The organism is Brevibacterium litoralis (assembly GCF_040212315.1).
GTDB classification, from domain to species: domain Bacteria; phylum Actinomycetota; class Actinomycetes; order Actinomycetales; family Brevibacteriaceae; genus Brevibacterium; species Brevibacterium litoralis.
On the sequence record NZ_JBDIUY010000011.1, the window covers coordinates 1 to 15,544 of the forward strand.

18 protein-coding genes are annotated in these 15,544 nt (G+C 69.3%); 5 read left to right on the forward strand and 13 right to left on the reverse strand.

Annotation, left to right across the window (positions count from 1 at the left end; genetic code table 11):
• Positions 1-48 precede the first annotated feature (48 nt).
• Positions 49-1,218 carry an NYN domain-containing protein gene (locus tag AAD496_RS03505; protein WP_349827256.1) on the forward strand — a complete coding sequence of 390 codons (1,170 nt, stop codon included), beginning with the start codon at positions 49-51 and terminating at the stop codon, positions 1,216-1,218.
• Positions 1,219-1,483: 265 nt separating this feature from the next.
• Here the strand turns inward: AAD496_RS03505 and AAD496_RS03510 are convergent, their stop codons facing one another.
• Positions 1,484-1,885 (reverse strand): transcriptional regulator, encoded by a 402-nt coding sequence (locus tag AAD496_RS03510; protein WP_349827257.1) that lies wholly within the window; start codon positions 1,883-1,885, stop codon positions 1,484-1,486.
• Complete coding sequence (locus tag AAD496_RS03515) at positions 1,878-2,189, reverse strand: hypothetical protein (protein ID WP_349827258.1); 312 nt, start codon at positions 2,187-2,189, stop codon at positions 1,878-1,880. Before AAD496_RS03515 ends, AAD496_RS03510 begins: the two co-directional genes overlap by 8 nt.
• A 554-nt stretch (positions 2,190-2,743) precedes the next feature.
• On the opposite strand from AAD496_RS03515, the gene AAD496_RS03520 reads away from it, so the two are divergent.
• Complete coding sequence (locus AAD496_RS03520; RefSeq protein WP_349827259.1) at positions 2,744-3,478, forward strand: SDR family oxidoreductase; 735 nt, start codon at positions 2,744-2,746, stop codon at positions 3,476-3,478.
• Between the two features lie 67 nt (positions 3,479-3,545).
• On the opposite strand, the gene AAD496_RS03525 is transcribed toward AAD496_RS03520, so the two are convergent.
• A complete protein-coding gene (locus tag AAD496_RS03525; RefSeq protein ID WP_349827260.1) occupies positions 3,546-3,824 on the reverse strand; it encodes a DUF4229 domain-containing protein in 279 nt (92 codons plus the stop codon).
• 76 nt (positions 3,825-3,900) lie between these two features.
• Between AAD496_RS03525 and AAD496_RS03530 the strand changes: the two genes are divergently transcribed.
• Positions 3,901-4,230 carry a PLD nuclease N-terminal domain-containing protein gene (locus AAD496_RS03530; RefSeq protein ID WP_349827261.1) on the forward strand — a complete coding sequence of 110 codons (330 nt, stop codon included), beginning with the start codon at positions 3,901-3,903 and terminating at the stop codon, positions 4,228-4,230.
• Positions 4,231-4,307: 77 nt separating this feature from the next.
• Here AAD496_RS03530 and AAD496_RS03535 read toward each other — a convergent pair whose 3' ends face one another.
• From AAD496_RS03535 to AAD496_RS03545, 3 genes are all read right to left on the reverse strand, one after another.
• Entirely contained in the window at positions 4,308-4,931 is a 624-nt protein-coding gene (locus AAD496_RS03535; RefSeq protein ID WP_349827262.1) for a hypothetical protein, read from the reverse strand.
• Positions 4,932-5,008: 77 nt separating this feature from the next.
• Complete coding sequence (locus AAD496_RS03540; protein ID WP_349827263.1) at positions 5,009-5,950, reverse strand: 1,4-dihydroxy-2-naphthoate polyprenyltransferase; 942 nt, start codon at positions 5,948-5,950, stop codon at positions 5,009-5,011.
• A gap of 209 nt (positions 5,951-6,159) precedes the next feature.
• The gene (locus AAD496_RS03545) at positions 6,160-7,575 is read right to left on the reverse strand and encodes an AMP-binding protein (RefSeq protein ID WP_349827264.1); all 1,416 of its coding nucleotides are present in this window, start codon (positions 7,573-7,575) and stop codon (positions 6,160-6,162) included.
• A gap of 705 nt (positions 7,576-8,280) precedes the next feature.
• On the opposite strand from AAD496_RS03545, the gene AAD496_RS03550 reads away from it, so the two are divergent.
• Positions 8,281-8,970 (forward strand): hypothetical protein, encoded by a 690-nt coding sequence (locus tag AAD496_RS03550; RefSeq protein WP_349827265.1) that lies wholly within the window; start codon positions 8,281-8,283, stop codon positions 8,968-8,970.
• A 131-nt stretch (positions 8,971-9,101) separates the two neighbouring features.
• On the opposite strand, the gene AAD496_RS03555 is transcribed toward AAD496_RS03550, so the two are convergent.
• The 6 genes from AAD496_RS03555 to AAD496_RS03580 all read right to left on the reverse strand — a co-directional run bounded on the left by AAD496_RS03555 (position 9,102) and on the right by AAD496_RS03580 (position 12,933).
• Complete coding sequence (locus AAD496_RS03555) at positions 9,102-9,767, reverse strand: AAA family ATPase (RefSeq protein ID WP_349827266.1); 666 nt, start codon at positions 9,765-9,767, stop codon at positions 9,102-9,104.
• Between the two features lie 260 nt (positions 9,768-10,027).
• Positions 10,028-10,336, reverse strand: a complete 309-nt coding sequence (locus tag AAD496_RS03560; RefSeq protein WP_349827291.1) for a type II toxin-antitoxin system RelE/ParE family toxin — start codon at positions 10,334-10,336, stop codon at positions 10,028-10,030.
• 2 nt (positions 10,337-10,338) lie between these two features.
• Entirely contained in the window at positions 10,339-10,593 is a 255-nt protein-coding gene (locus AAD496_RS03565) for an addiction module protein (protein WP_349827267.1), read from the reverse strand.
• A gap of 58 nt (positions 10,594-10,651) precedes the next feature.
• Positions 10,652-10,924 (reverse strand): hypothetical protein, encoded by a 273-nt coding sequence (locus AAD496_RS03570; RefSeq protein ID WP_349827268.1) that lies wholly within the window; start codon positions 10,922-10,924, stop codon positions 10,652-10,654.
• A gap of 213 nt (positions 10,925-11,137) precedes the next feature.
• Complete coding sequence (locus AAD496_RS03575; protein WP_349827269.1) at positions 11,138-11,893, reverse strand: HpcH/HpaI aldolase family protein; 756 nt, start codon at positions 11,891-11,893, stop codon at positions 11,138-11,140.
• A gap of 83 nt (positions 11,894-11,976) precedes the next feature.
• Complete coding sequence (locus AAD496_RS03580; protein WP_349827270.1) at positions 11,977-12,933, reverse strand: 1,4-dihydroxy-2-naphthoyl-CoA synthase; 957 nt, start codon at positions 12,931-12,933, stop codon at positions 11,977-11,979.
• Between the two features lie 247 nt (positions 12,934-13,180).
• Between AAD496_RS03580 and AAD496_RS03585 the strand changes: the two genes are divergently transcribed.
• Entirely contained in the window at positions 13,181-14,557 is a 1,377-nt protein-coding gene (locus tag AAD496_RS03585; protein ID WP_349827271.1) for a type 2 periplasmic-binding domain-containing protein, read from the forward strand.
• A 132-nt stretch (positions 14,558-14,689) separates the two neighbouring features.
• On the opposite strand, the gene AAD496_RS03590 is transcribed toward AAD496_RS03585, so the two are convergent.
• Complete coding sequence (locus AAD496_RS03590; protein ID WP_349827272.1) at positions 14,690-15,379, reverse strand: Fic family protein; 690 nt, start codon at positions 15,377-15,379, stop codon at positions 14,690-14,692.
• Positions 15,380-15,544 lie beyond the last annotated feature (165 nt).

The window sequence follows — 15,544 nt, forward strand, 5'->3', positions numbered from 1 at the left end:
CGGACGGGGGAGGTCACCGGGGGATTCACCGCATAGGGTGGTTACACCATGACATTCCACCAACAGAGCGCCGTCTTCATCGATGCCGGGTACCTGCTCGCCGTCGGGGCGGCCAAGACGACCGGGACCTCCCTGCGCTCCGCCGTGGAGGTCGACCAACCCGCGCTCATCGACGGGATCGTGCGCGCCACCCGCGAGGACTCCGGCCTCGACCCCCTACGCGTCTACTGGTGCGACGCCTCCTACAACCAGGTGATGACCGACGAGCACAAGCGGATCGCGCTGCTGCCCGACGTCAAGGTCCGCCTGGGCCGCACCGGCTACAACGGCAACCAGAAGGGTGTGGATCTGCGCATCGGCCTCGACCTCGTCGAGATCGCCCGCCACCGCGCCGCCCGCATCGCCTATGTGGTGACCGGCGACGACGACCTGGCCGAAGCGGTCATCGCCGCCCAGGACCTCGGCATGAAGGTCGTGCTCGTCGCCCTCAAGGATCCGCACCGCCGGCACGGTGCGCACTCCGTCGCCTCCCACCTGGCTTACGAGGTCGACCGGATCCTGACCTTGCCCGACTCCCTCGTCGAGCAGGTCTTCTCACCCCGCTCCCGGCCCCAGGCGCCCGCTGTCGAGGACACGGGCTCCGACGGCACAGCGACGGAGTCCGCAGATCCCGCCGCCGAGGCGCCCTCCACCTCCCCGGGACCACCTGCCCCGGGTGCCCCTGCCGCGAACCCCGGTGAGCCCACCCCGGGTCACCGTGCGGACGACCACCACGGGCACGGTCACCACGGCGTGCCCTCCCCGGCCGAGGTCGCCGCGAAGATCGCCGGCCGTGGTCACACGACGGTCACCGGCACCGGGAACGGTCAGCCGAACGGGAACGGTTCAGGGCCCTCGTCCAGTTCGCCCGGTCACCCCTCGGTCTCCGAGCATCCGGTGCACAGCACCCGGACCGGGGACCACGAGGCGGCCCGTCGGGAGAACGTGCTCGACAAGGTCGCCGGGGTCGCGGAGTCCGTGGCGCGCAGCTGGTACGCCACCTGCACGATGACGGAACTGAGCGAGGCGCTCGAGGGGCGCCCCGAGATTCCCGTCGAGATCGACCAGACGCTCCTGCGCGACAGCGGCGCCCTCATCGGCGAGGACCTGCTCGACCGACAGTGGATCCGACGGCATCTGCGGGCGGCCTTCTGGGACGAGCTCGATCGCCTGCACTGAGCTGAACGCCGCCCGAACCTCGGCGGCCCATCGCTGGACTGTTTGCCGCCGGAGCCCGGCACCCCACCGCCGCAGTCGGCCGTGACCTCATTGCACATTGCCGTACCGATGCCCGGCAGTCCTGCCCGTCTGCCGGGCATCGGTACGGCAGATGACATCGGCCTTGCAGTGGCCTCACGACGAGGCCACGTGCGTCGGTGATCGGATCAGGGCGCCTCGGGAGCGAGCGCCGGACTCTGAGGGACCACGTGCGTCGGTGATCGGATCAGGGCGCCTCGGGAGCGGGGTCCGGGGGACCGTCCTCGGACTGCCGTGTGGCATCGACGATGAGCCGCAGTGCGCGGACGTGTGCCTCGAAGGCCTCGCGGCCGAGGGCGGTGGCCGAATACCACCGGGTGCGGCGCTTGCCGGTGTAGGTGGCGCGCGCGTCGACGTATCCGACCTCCGCGAGCACTGCGAGGTGGGTGGCGAGATTGCCGTCCGTGAGCCCGAGCGTCCGGGCGAGGGCGGTGAAGCGGATGGACCCTTCCGTGGGCAGACCGTGGAGTGCGGCCTGGATCCGGAGGCGGTTGGGGTCGGACAGTGTGGGGTCGAAGGGCGTGCGCAGCCGTTCGCCGATCTCGTCGGGCACGGTCGAGGACAGGACTTCGGGGCGGGGGTCAGACACGGGTACCTCCACGGATCATGCGGACGGCGCCGAGCGCCGCCAGAAGCAGGCCCGAGAGTACGCCCTGGACGGTGAGCGCGATCTCGGGGACGAACATCGAGGAGAGTCCGGCGACGACCACTCCGGATCCCGCGATGACGGTGAAGACCCGGTCCGAGGTCGCGATGCCGTAGAGGGCCATCGCGAGTCCCCAGCCGAGCAGTGGCAGACCCGTGATGGCGGAAAGGCCCGCCCGGCGCGTCCGGTCGGTGAGTTCCTCGACCTCGCGCAGGGAGCGTACGACGTCGTCCGGTTCGCCTGACACGGGGACGAGTCTACGCGGGACGAGTGTTCATGGCCGGATGGGCTCAAGTCGTCATGTTCTTCTCCAGTTTTCCGCTACTCCTCGTCCCGGGGGTCGATCTGCCCTACACTCCGTGACGCAGAGTAAAAAACTCTGTGGCACGGAGTATCAGGAATCGGATCTCGGAAAGTGGGCTCGCGTGGTCCACGGTCTCCCGGGTCGACGGACGTCGACGGAAGGAAGCACGATGGGAACGCACTTCTTCAGCGGACTGGTCGCGGGTGTGACCGCGGCGGTGATCTGGATCGGCTTCACCCTGTGGACCGGGTGGCCCACTGCGGTGATCGGCTGGTCGACCCTGCTCGTCCTGGTCGTCGGGGTGATCGGGACGACCGTGATCGCGGCGATCATCGGCGGTGCGGCGAAGAGCGGTGCCGCAGCGAGAGGAGCGGGAGCGACGAAGGTGAGACGTCCGTGTGACCCGCGGCGGCGTCCTGTCGGGTGTCCTAGGCTGAGGGCGAGTGATCGTCACTGCAGCCCGACACGGACACATGTACCCGCGAGAGAGGACGAGGATGTCCGTCACATTCGACTTCACCGGTAAGAGCGTCATCGTCACGGGGGCCGCCCGTGGCATCGGCCTGGAGATCGGCCGGTACTTCGCCCGGGCGGGCGCCACCACCTATCTCGCGGATCTCGACGCGGCCGAGGTGGAAGCGGCTGCCAAGGAGATCGGTGCCGAGCCCCTGGCCGTCGACGTCACCGACACGGATGCCGTGAACGCGGCCGTCGACACCGTCGCCGAGGAAGCCGGCAGCGTCGACATCGTCGTGAACAACGCGGGCATCCTGCGGGACAGCGTCCTGTGGAAGCTCGAGGACGCCGACTGGGACGCCGTGCTCGACACCCACGCCGGCGGCACCTTCCGCTTCACCCGCGCCGCCGTCCCGCACATGCGCAAGACCGGTTGGGGACGGATCATCAACGTCACCTCGTTCACGGGTCTCCACGGCAACACCGGCCAGGCGAACTACGCGACCGCCAAGGCCGGGATCATCGGCTTCACGCGGACGGCGGCCAAGGAGCTGGCGCGGTTCGGGATCACGGCGAACGCGATCTCCCCGAACGCGAAGACACGGATGGTCGCCTCCATCCCGCCGGACAAGATGGCGGAACTGGAAGCCGGGATTCCGATGGGCCGGTTCGGCGAACCGGAGGAGATGGCACCCGCCGTCGCCTTCCTCGCGAGCGAGGCCTCCGGGTACATCACCGGCGTGGTCCTCCCTGTCGACGGTGGCATCTCCATCTGACCGCCCCGGACCGCACCCGCGGCCGAGGCGCCCTGCCCTCCGAGCTCGAGCGGGCCGCCGGGAAGCCTCAGGAATCGAGGTCGCGGTCCTCGAGGTCCTCCTGGCTCGCTCGCTTCTTCCGCGCGGCCTCCTGCTTCTTGGCCTGGCGCTGTTCGACGGCGTCGACCGCGCGGTCGGTGAAGGCCTCCCGCAGCCGACCGAGCACGACGTAGCTCAGGAGCATCGAGATGACGATGCCGATGACGGTGTTGAGAAGGGTCGGCCCACCGGTGACCAGCCAAATGAGGCCCACCACGACGACGAGAAGGCCGAAACGGGCCACGAGGTACATCCAGAAGTCACGCATAGCCCCACGATTCTAAAGGGTAGACCTGAGTGCGCCCGACGAGCACGGGACCCCGCGGGCCCGTATCCTGGAGGGTATGCCCAGGATTCTCATCGGCGGCATCGTGCTGCTCGTCGCCATCACGCTCTTCGGGGTGTTCGACTGCCTCACGCGCGACCGGACGTACATCAAGGTGATGCCCAAACCGGCCTGGGTCCTCGTGATCCTGTTCGTGCCGGTCATCGGCCTGGTGCTCTGGTACCTGTTCGGCCGTTCGTCGTTCCCCGGTGGGGGAACCCGGCGTAGTGGGCCCACCGCGCCCGACGACGATCCCGAGTTCCTGGCCCGACTGGCCGAACAGCGCGAGGCGGAGGAACGTCGTCGCCGTCGCGAGGAGTTCGAGCGCCGCAACCGCGAGGACGGCTGAGCTGTTCTGAACGCCGCCCGGACCCCGGCACCCCACCGCTGAGCTCACTGCCGCCCGGACCCCGCTGCACCGGGAGGTCACTCCATGGGAGTGGAGGGCGCCTCGGGAGCGGTGGGCACCTCGCCGGCCAGGAACTTCAGAGCCTGGGGCGTGAGTGACCGCGCGAGGATGCGCAGGAGTTCCCCGACCGTCTCGCCGGGTGCGGCGATGTCCAGGGACGCGGTCTCGATGTAGACGTCCACATCGGGTGTGAAGGACTCCTCGGCCTCGACCGTGCCGGCCTGCCCGCGGAAGGACAGGGGCAGACGCAGACAATAGGGCTCGTCGAGGCGCACCTGTCGGAAGGCACGGCCCGCCTCGTCGCCGGCGACGAAGTCCGGATCGATCCCCATCGCCATCGCGATCCCGCGGTGGACCAGCATGAGGCCCCGCGGCGACTGCAGGACCCGGGACAGCCGTACGACGTCCTCCCGACTCCATCCGTGGAACCCGAACACCACGTGCCCGTCCGCATCGGGGTCGGCCCCGAGGTCCGAGAAGTACCGGGGGACGAGGACGAAGGCGTAGGGGTCCGGCGTCGGGTGGAAGGGGCGGAAGGTCGGGCTGTTCACGAGGGTCTCCGGAGGTCCGTGCGGGGTGTCCGCGATCCAGAGTGCGCGCTCCCGCCGTCCCAGGCCCCGGAGGGTCACGGGATGGTGCACGGCCGTCTCACCGCCGCCGAGGCGTCCCGAATCGTCCCATCCACCTGCCGGGTTCCGGCCGTGGTCGAGTGCGAGGATCAGAGGGACATGCCGAGGGCGAGGAGCAGGGCGTAGACGAGCGCGGTGATGCTCGTCGACTTGATGCACGGGATGAGGTCCGCACCGGTCCGGCCGCTGAGCACGGTCTGCAGTGGGGACAGGGCGAGCACGAGGGAGAGTGCGGCGAGGACCGCGGACGCGTGACCGGTGAGGATCGGGACGAGCAGCAACATGTACGGGACGAACACGAGCGCGGCGTACACGTGGCGGGAGCGCTGATCACCCAGCAGGACGGCGAGCGTCGTCTTGCCGACCTCGGAGTCCGTCGGGATGTCGCGCAGGTTGTTGACCATGAGCACGGCACAGGCGAGCATGCCGATGCCGACGGCCCCGGACCAGGCGGCGATCGGGAGCGAACCGATGAGCGCGTAGGTGGTGCCGAGCGTGGCGACGAGACCGAAGAAGACGAAGACGAACAGCTCGCCCATGGCCATGTAGCCGTACGGTCGCTTGCCCCCGGTGTAGAACCAGGCGGCGAGCACCGCGGCGACGCCGACAGGGATGAACCACCATGCGGAGGCGACGATGATGAGCACGACCCCGGCGACGGCCGCGATCCCGAAGCACAGGAACGCCGCCTGCTTCACCTTGACGGCCGGGACCGTGCCCGAGGCGGTGAGTCGCAGCGGCCCCACCCGGACGTCGTCGGTCCCACGGATCCCGTCGGAGTAGTCGTTGGCGTAGTTCGAGCCGATCTGGAGGAACAGTGACACGAGCAGGGCGAGGAGCGCCTTGCCGAGGAGCCCGCTGATCCGGTACTCCGACTCCACCGTCGGATCGAGCGAGCCGATGATGAGCGAGCCGAAACCGCCCACCTGGTCGGCCCCGAAGGCCGCGCCGGTCCCGATGAGGACGGGTGCCACGGCGAGCGGGAGCGTCCGGAGACGGGCCCCGGCCACCCATTGCGCGACAGTCGCCATGCCTTCCTCTCCATCGGTGCGGATCGGGTGTCGCCACCCGGTGCCGCTTCGGACCGGACGGTTCCGCCCGGTCGTGAACCCGTCAATGGTACTCAGCCGTCGGTCACGAGCCGACCACAGGAACCCTGCCGGGCGACAACGGTTCGGACACGAATTGATGACGGCCGCCCACCCGCTCCTGTGCTGTATCACCGCAGGTGGGACGGGCGTCACACATCCTTCGCCGTCGTCGAGGCGCCCTGCCCCCGTTCCTCACACCGTGCCGTCACGAGACGGCGGGCCGCCTGCCGGTCGGGTTTGCCGATCGACCTGGACGGGATCCGATCGACCGCAAGGACCTCCCGTGGCAGGTGAGGACGGGGGAGTTCACCCCCGAGGATCCTACGGACGGCACCGGCGTCGAGGGCCTTTCCGGTACGAGTGGAGACGGCGTGTGGCGCGATTTCACCCTGTCCCTCACCCGTAGCGGACCCCGGCTCCCGTGACACCGCGGGGGTGGCCGGCCGGAGGAGGGCGACCAGGCGTTCGCCCCACTGCGGGTCGGGGACGGAGGTGAGGAGCACCTCGGCGATGCCGTGGGGTTCGAGGGCACGGAGCAGGAGCGCCTCGACGTGGTGGGGCGAGACGTTCTCCCCACCGGTGATGATGACGTCGTCCGCGCGGCCCAGGATCTCCAGGCGTGGTGGGGTCACCGTGGAGTCGAGTCGCCCGAGGTCGCTCGTGCGGAAGGTGCGGACAGTTGTTCCCGGCGCGCAGTATCCGAACCCATTCGGAGAGCCGGTGTCGGGATCGACGTCCGGGAGGGCGATGAGGCGTGGTGGACCTGCCATCGGGTCCTCGGGGTCGTCCTCGACGCGGAGGTAGCCGTCGGCGAGTACCGGACCCGACAGGTGGACCCGGCCGGCGGTATCGGGTCCGGCTGTGGCACCGGAGTCCACGGTGTTCCCGTCCTCGTCGAGGATCCGGACCGTGACGCCGGCGAAGGGGATGCCGTCGTAGACACAGCCGCCGCAGGTCTCCGACATGCCGTAGGTGCGGATGATCCGGAGGCCGGAGGCATCGGCACGGTCCAACAGCGCGGGGGAGATAGCGGCCCCGCCGAGCAGGATCCCGGTGAAGCGTGCGGCCGCCTGCGTGGCCGCGGGGTCGTCGAGGATCCGGACGAGCTGTGTGGGGACGAGGCTGGTGTACAGCGGGACCCCACCCGCCGTCGTCGCGGCCAGGTGCTCGACGTCGGCGGTGAAGGTCGCGGGGGTGAAGGAACCGGACGCGGTGACCGGAGTGGTGCCCGCCTGCAGCGAACGGAGGACCACCTGGACCCCGGCGACGTGGTTGGTGGGCAGGCACAGGTACCAGCGGCCGGGGCCGCCCATGTGCTCCTCGGTCGCGGTGGCACTGACCCGCAGAGCACGGGACGACAGTGCGACCCCCTTCGGTGCACCCGTCGAGCCGGAGGTGAACACGACGAGCGCCGGGGGAGCGGTCCGCCCCGGGACGCCGGTGGAGTCGTAGAGCTCCGGTGGCGTCACACGGACCGGAGCCGTGCGGTCCTGAGGGAGGACGACGGCGATCTCCCCGGCCATCGCGCGGGTGAGGAGAGAGGAGAGTTCGACGGTCGTGAGCACGGTCGACAGGCTACTCCCCGGCTCGGACACCGAAATCATGCCACCGCCGCAACCGGCCCGGCGCGCCGCGTCGGACGGGTGCGCACATGTGCATATGCACCGTTGAGCATCATCGTTCTCGCCTCCCAGACTGACGGCGACCGCGGGAGGCACCACAGACATGTGCCTCTCACCAGGAAGAACGAGAGGTGGAACCCATGCGTGGGACGACATGTGCGAGTGCGGTGACCCTGGCGGGTGTGCTGCTGCTCAGCGGCTGCCAGGCCGGAGCGACGGGTGGTAGCGGTTCGGTCGGTGCGGGAGGTCAGGGCGCCTCGGGAGCGGAGGGACACCTGGTGGTGTCCCACGACGGGGCACTCACCGTGTTCGACGCGGGCCTGGAGGACCTGGGGACCTTCGAGTCGGAGGCGTTCACGCGGTTGAACGCGGTGGGGGACGGGCAGCACGTGTTCGTGTCGACCTCGCAGGGGTTCCAGGTGCTCGACGTGGCGACGCCGGAGCTCACGGACACGGTCATCGACGCGCAGGTGCCCGGCCACGTGGTGCGGCACGCGGGGAAGACGGTGCTGTTCGACGACGGGACGGGGCAGACGCGGTGGTTCGACACCGAGGCGCTCGCGGAGTCCGAGGGGGCGCCGCGGATGGAGCAGTACCCCGCGAAGACGGCCCACCACGGGGTGTCGGTCGTGCTGGAGAGGCGACCTCGTGTCGACGACCGAGGAAGACGGGACGACGGGGGTGCGCGTGCTGGAGGCGCACGAGGACCACTTCCACGAGGGCGCGACGACCACCGACTGCCCGGGGATCCACGGGGAGGGCACGGCGGCCGACGAGCACGTGGTGTTCGGCTGCGAGGACGGTGCGCTCATGTACGCGGACGGCGAGTTCACCAAGTTCCGGGCGCCGGACGACTACGGGCGGATGGGCAATGCCTACGTGTCCGAGGACAGCCCGCTGGTGGTCGGCGACTACGAGGACGACCCGGAGTACGCGGGGTACGTGCGGGAGCACGTGGCGCTCATCGACACGGAGGCGGAGAGCTACGAGGTGGTGGAGCTGCCGGACGGGCTGGGGTACACCTGGCGCGGGATCGTGCGGGGTCCGGACGCCCGAGCCCATGTGCTCGCGACCGACGGGGCGATCCACACGCTGGACCCCGCCACGGGTGAACTGGGCGCGAGCGTGCCGGTGATGGAGGCCTGGGAAGGACCTGAGGACTGGCAGGACCCGCACCCGGCGATGACGACCGACGGGGAGATCGCGTACGTGGCGGAGCCGGGTGGGTCTGGTGGTGGGCGGATCCATGCGGTGGACCTCGCCGCCGGTGAGGTCATCGCGAGCGTGGACGTCGACTTCGCGCCGAACGAGATGGCGGTGGCGCTGGGCGGCGAGTGATCGGCGGCGGGGCGCCTCGGCGGCGGAATCCGGGAGGGTCCCGACCGGGATTACGAGGGGGATGTCGTTCGACGGGGCTCATGTCTCGTAGTCCCGTGCGATGACGAGACATGTGCGTCGTCGAAATGCATCTACCTCGTCGTGAGCGCCTGTGGTGGGGTGGGTGCGCCTCGGTCGTCGAGCGCGTCGCCGTGGCAGCGGAGGAGGGCAGCTACGGTTCCGAGGGCGTGCTCGCGGTCGACGAGGTGCACGGAGGCCCAGCGCTCGCCGTCACCGGGCGGCCGGCCGGCGCGGATGCGGGTGCGGATCGTCTGCCAGTGGGTCCAGTGCCGGTCGAACGCCCGACTGCGGACGATCCGGCCCCGATCGCGTTGGCCGGTGAGCGCCTGGTCGCGCGGGACGTCGAGGTAGACCGCGGAGGGCCGACGACCACGGGCGTGGGCGAGAGTGACGATCGCCCGTCGGGTCCACCTGCGGGTGCCCGGATCGTGGAGGACCACCGGGACGTCGACCGACCCGAGCACCAGGCGGAGTGCGTCGAGATGGCCGAGCACGTGGACGATCGGGCGGATCACGGGGTAGGGCACGTGGGGCAGGAACCGCTCGATGCGGGAGCGCCAGCGTTCCGGGTCGTTGGTACGGATCCCGGAGTGCGCGGCGCGGAGCGACCGGAGCGTCTGCGTCTTCCCGGCGCCCGGAACCCCGCCGAGGAGGACGAGGGTGGTGTCGGTCCTGTCGGTCCTGTGAGTTCCGTCGGTCCTGACGGCGCGTGGGCGGGTGGTCGAGTGGATGGACATGCCGGAATGGTGCTCCCGGTGGATCGGAGGAGGCTCGGCGGAACCTGTGAGCCGCCCATGTGGACCGGGCGGGTGTTGGAAGATCGGGTGCTGGAGGATTGGAGGTTCGGCCGTTCACCTGCTGGAAGGTCGGAGGTCCAGCCGATCAGGTGCGCGAAATCCTGAGGTTCCGAGCCCGGATTCCTCCACCCACCCAGCACCTGATCTCCTCAATGCCCAGCTTTCAGCAGCTAGGAGAGTCGCCCGGTGGGGCAATCGTGTCAGCTCAAGCGACTGAGCCAGTATCCGGGACGTCGGCTCGTGTGTGCGACGGCGAGAACGATCACCTGCTCATCGTGGACTGTATAGACCACGCGGTACGGGAATCCTGCGGTTCGACGGGACCTCGCTGTCACCACGCCTTCGATTCCGGGCCATGCAGGCCAAGAGCCCGGAGAGGTCGTCACATCATGGAGCGCTGATCGGACGGACTGTTCGAAGCGAGTCCCGACCACGTCATCACGATCCTCGTACCAGTCCACGGCATTTTGGAACTCCGCCCGGGCCTTCGGGTGGAACACGAGGTCCATGGTCACGCCCGGTGTGAGTCCTGCCGTCGCGCTCGACGCGTGGCCAGCTCTTCGAATACCTGATCACCCGGAATGGTGTGTACCGACCCGTCGAGCACCTCGTCGAGGCGCTTGCGGATTTCTTCCGACCACGCCTCGTCGACCGACGTCGAGTCAGCGACATCGATCGATTCGAGTAGACGGAGCGCCACATCCTTACGCTCAGTCGGCGGCAAGGACATGCCTGCGTCGAAGAGCTCCGCTGCGTTCATGGTCATACGTCCGATTTTACGCCTCGATGATCGAGCGGCACAGACTTCACCGCCGGTCAGACACTCACTCGTGAAGCATCCTGAGGAAGTCCTCGAAGGACCGCGCGACCGGGACGACCACCTTGTCGGGTCGGTCGTCCGGGTCGTAGTCGCGGTCGATCGCGACGACGGCCGGAGGGAATCCGGCTCGGTAGTCGAAGGCGAAGAGCACTTGGGACGTGTCGTCGGAGAACGGGACGAACCGGTGACCGAGCACCTCGGGGTACGAATCGAATTCCTCGAACCAGAACCGGACACCGTAGGACCGGTTGCGACCTTCCGGACGGTCAGAGGCCACGTAGAACAACGCACCGACGGGCAGGATGCGGGAACCGACAGTGACCCCCCGGGCTCCGGAGCGTCACCCGAGTGTCGAGTGACGAGTTCCCGGTAGGCACGCGGGAGCCGCACACCACGGTCCTCTTCGAGGGAGTCGAGGTCGAACTCCGTGGTCCGAGGCAGACCCTCGACGTACGGAAGCCACTCCGGTTCGGCCAAGCGCCACGCGACCTCACCCCTGCGTCGCGGCGAGGTCCGTCTCGTACGCGGCCCGGGCGGCCCCGATGTCGCTCGAGGCGGTGACGAACCGGAAGCCCTGTTCACGGCGGGCGGCCGCATCCGCTCCGGAACCGGTGTGGATCCCGGGGATGACGCCGGCCTCCTGAACGACGGCGAGGATCCGGGCGATCGCCTCGGTCGTGACGGGCTCCTCGGGACCGGGCCGGGACCCGAGCGAGTACGCGAGGTCGGAGGGGCCGATGTAGATGCCGTCGACGCCCTCGACAGCACAGATCTCCTCGACCGCAGCGAGCCCCTCGGCGTTCTCGATCATGACGAAGAGGAGCGGCCGGGTGTGCAGGGGATCGGGGTCGAACCCGTTCATCATCACGTGGGTGGGCCCGTAAGACCGGGTGCCGCCCTCGTCCGGGTAGCGCAGGGCGCTCACGGCCGCCCGCGCCTGGTCGGCGGAGGAGACGAGGGGGACGATGATCGCCTCGACGCCGGCGTCCGCGAGCATCCCGATCTCCGTGAAGCGGTTGTCCGGGACGCGGGCGACGACCATGGCGTTCCCGGCGGCACGCACCGCGTCGGAGAGTCGGACCACGTCGGAGGACCGGGCGTACCCGTGCTGCATGTCGACGCAGACGTAGTCGAACCCGAGCGCCGAGGAGGTACGTGCCAGTTCGGTACTCGTCGTCATCATCCACATTCCGTGGAGGGTCCCGCCTTCGCGCAGGCGGCTGGTGTGGGCGTTCGGTCGGGTCATCGTCGACCCCTTTCACTAGAACTGTGGGACCAGTGTGGGCAGGGCACGGAGTCCATCTCCCTGACCTGCCCGAACGCTGAATTTCAGTAGTACCAGGGGAACGGACCCCAATCGGGGTCGCGCTTCTGCAGGAATGCGTCGCGACCCTCGACCGCCTCGTCCGTCATGTAGCCCAGGCGGGTCGCCTCGCCGGCGAACACCTGCTGGCCCATGAGCCCGTCGTCGGTGAGGTTGAAGGCGAACTTGAGCATGCGCTGCGCGTTCGGCGACTTGCCCAGGATCTCGCGGGCCATCGTGAGTGCGGCCGTCTCCAGGTCGGCGTGGTCGACCACCTCGTTGACCGCGCCGAAGTCGTACATGTCCTGCGCGCTGTAGGTCCGGCCGAGGAAGAAGATCTCCCGTGCCCGCTTCTGGCCCACCATCTTCGCCAGGTACGCGGATCCGTATCCGGCGTCGTAGGACCCGACGTCCGCGTCGGTCTGCTTGAACTTCGCGTGCTCGCGCGAGGCGATCGTCATGTCGCACACGACGTGCAGGCTGTGCCCGCCACCGGCCGCCCAGCCCGGGACGACGGCGATGACGATCTTGGGCATCGTGCGGATCAGGCGCTGGACCTCCAGGATGTGCAGTCGCCCGGCCTTCGCGGGGTCGACCGTCTCCGCCGTCTCACCTGCCGCGTACTGGTAGCCGGAGCGGCCACGGATGCGCTGGTCCCCACCGGCGCAGAAGGCCCAGCCGCCGTCCTTCTCGCTCGGACCGTTGCCGGTGAGCAGCACCGCGCCGACGTCCGGAGTCTGCCGGGCGTGGTCGAGGGCGCGGTAGAGCTCGTCGACGGTGTGCGGTCGGAACGCGTTGCGCACCTCGGGCCGGTCGAAGGCGATGCGCACGCAGCCCAGGTCCGCCCCGTCGGGGTTCACCGCGCGGTGGTACGTGATGTCCGTGAAGTCGAAGCCGGAGACCTCGCGCCATTGCGAGGGATCGAAGATCTCGGAGACCGGGTTCGGTGCGGAGGCCGCGGAAGAAGCGGAGGTGTCAGTCATGTCCCGGAGTCTATCCACGCCCACCGCCGCCGAGGTGCCCTGCCCGCGCCCGAACCCCGCCAGGCCCCCGCCGGAATCCCTCGAATACCTGAAGTAGGCACATGTGACTGCACGACCCGGATACTCGCGAGTAGGGTCCGGCGTCAGCCCCGGTGGCACCACCACCGGGGCGTCCGACCAGCACGCCCAGCGCCATCGAACCGCACCACGCGCGCCCACCACCCGCCGGGGACGAAGGAGTCCTGACATGACACGCGGAACCACACCGCCTTCCCATCCGCGCACGAGGCGCCCTGCCCCCACTCCCTCCCGCGCACGAGCGCGAACCGACGAAGGCCGATCCCGCACCCGCCTCCGCACCCTAGGCCCCGTCGCCGCAGCGGCCGTCGGCGCACTCGCGCTCACCGCCTGTGCCGGCGGCGCCGGCGGTGGCGGGGGAGGAGGTGAAGGAGGCGGCGAAGGATTCGAGTACGGCGCCTCGCAGGAGGAGGTCGACGCGGTCCTCGCGGACCTCGAGCCCGTCACCCTCACCTACCAGCCGGCCGCCCCGTCGGAGACCTCGACCTCCGGCCCCGCGGCCCTCATGTTCGCCGACTACATCGAGGAGCGTTCGGGCGGGAAGATCACCGTCGACATCGTCTGGGCGCAGGCGATCGCCGGGTACACGGAGGTCGACGACGCGCTCGTCGACGGCCGCCTGGACCTCGCCTTCAGCATCCCGGCCTACTCGCCGCAGGAGTACCCGGAGTTCGACGGGCTCATGGCCTACTCGCAGTTCTCACCGACTTCGGTGCTCACCGGCGAGCTCGTCACCAGCGCGATGCTCCAGGAGCTCGCCTGGGAGCAAGACGACGTGATCGGCGGGTTCGAGGAGAAGGGCCTCACCGTCCTCTCCTCGATGGTCAGCGGCGGGGAGTACTACATGATGTGCGGGCCCGACCACACCGGTGTCGAGATGGACCACTGGCAGGGCCGCTCCATCCGCGCCGGTTCCACGATGAACGAGCTGGTCATCCAGGGTGTGAACGGCAACCCCGTCTCCGTCCAGTACACCGAGGCGTTCGAGGCGCTCCAGCGCAACACCATCGACTGTGCTTTCGTGCAGTTCGCGGCGGCCACGAACTTCGGCCTGCCGGAGGTCGCCCCGAACATCAGTTACCTCACCGACAGCGCGATCGCGGGCAAGGCCACGAACACCCACCTGGCGGGCACGAGCTTCCAGGACCTGCCGCTGGCCTACCAGCAGATCATCTTCGACGCGGAGCCCTACCACTGGGCCGGCTACCAGCACCACGCCGTCGACTCCAAGCGGTTGGGTGTCGCCATGTCGGAGGAGGCCGGCGGTGAGATCCAGCCGCTGCCGGACGATGTCCAGACCGCGATGATCGAGGCCCAGCAGCAGGCGGTCGTCGACGAGGTCAACAAGGGCACCGTCGGCGAGGACGTCGAGGCCCGCGCCGTGGAACTCGCCGAGAAGTGGAGCACCGTCCCCGGTGAGCTCGGCTTCGAGGACGGCGGCGACCTGCTCGACATCGCCGACTGGTACACCGGCGGTCCCGAGGATCTCCTGCCCTACGCCGAGCGCCTGTACGAGGAGGTCACGGTGAACCACCGCCCGGCCTGACCCCGGGTCCACCCGGACCGTGCCTTTCCGGCCCGGTCTCACACCGCCGCCGAGGCGCCCTGCCCAGGGCACCTCGGCGGCGGTTCTCGTGGTGTCCTCCGGGGGTCGGCGTCGGCTACGGCCGGGAGGACGTCAGTCCCGTGCCACGGGGAGCGGGACGAACCCTCGGTCCCGCAGGAAATCCTTGAGAGGGTCGACGTCCTCGAAGACGTAGACCCGAGCGAGGAGGTCGTTGAAGGTGTCGGCGACGGTGGGGTCGTCCTCGTCGACCGGGATCGTCAGGGTCTCGGCGAGGTCGGCGGCGAACAGGACCCCGTTCGCGGCGAACAGGGCCGTGCGCTTGTTCCCGTCCTCGAAGGGCTGGGCTCGTGCCAGACGGATGAAGAGGTCCAGCGCGTTCTCCCGGGGATCCTGCGGGGTGCCGCCGTTCTCGGCGGTTCCCGAGACCGTCTGCGCGACGAGTTCGTGAAGGCCTTCGTCGTCGAGCGCGGGAGGTTCGTGGCGTCCATAACGGGTCCTGACCCCGATTCCCTGCTCGTCCCTCCGGAGCTCTCCGGGGCGGAGTGCTGCACTGCGGGTCATCTGCGCGTGGAGCGTGCGCACATAGTTCGTATCCACAGGTGCCCCGGCCTGGTCGATGATGAACCGCGCTGCGTCGCGCAGGTCTTCGAGGAGCGCAAGATCGGAGCGCGACGTGACCCCGTCCAGACTTCCGGACCGGAGGAAGTTCTCGGTGTCGAGGCGCCCGGTCGACAGCCCGTCGAACACCTTGCCCGACGAATAGACGAGGCCGACCAGGTCCACGACGTCGATGTCCTGCATGCCTCGTCCCTCCTTCGGCGGTGTGGTGCCCAGCGGTGGTGGCGCCGTTCGACATCGTATCCGGCGGATTGCTTCAACCAGTTGGCTTCAGAGCACTTCTCGAGCAGTACACGTGTGGGGAGCGTGGCTTCCAATCGCCTTTGCCAACTAGCATTGGAATACCGA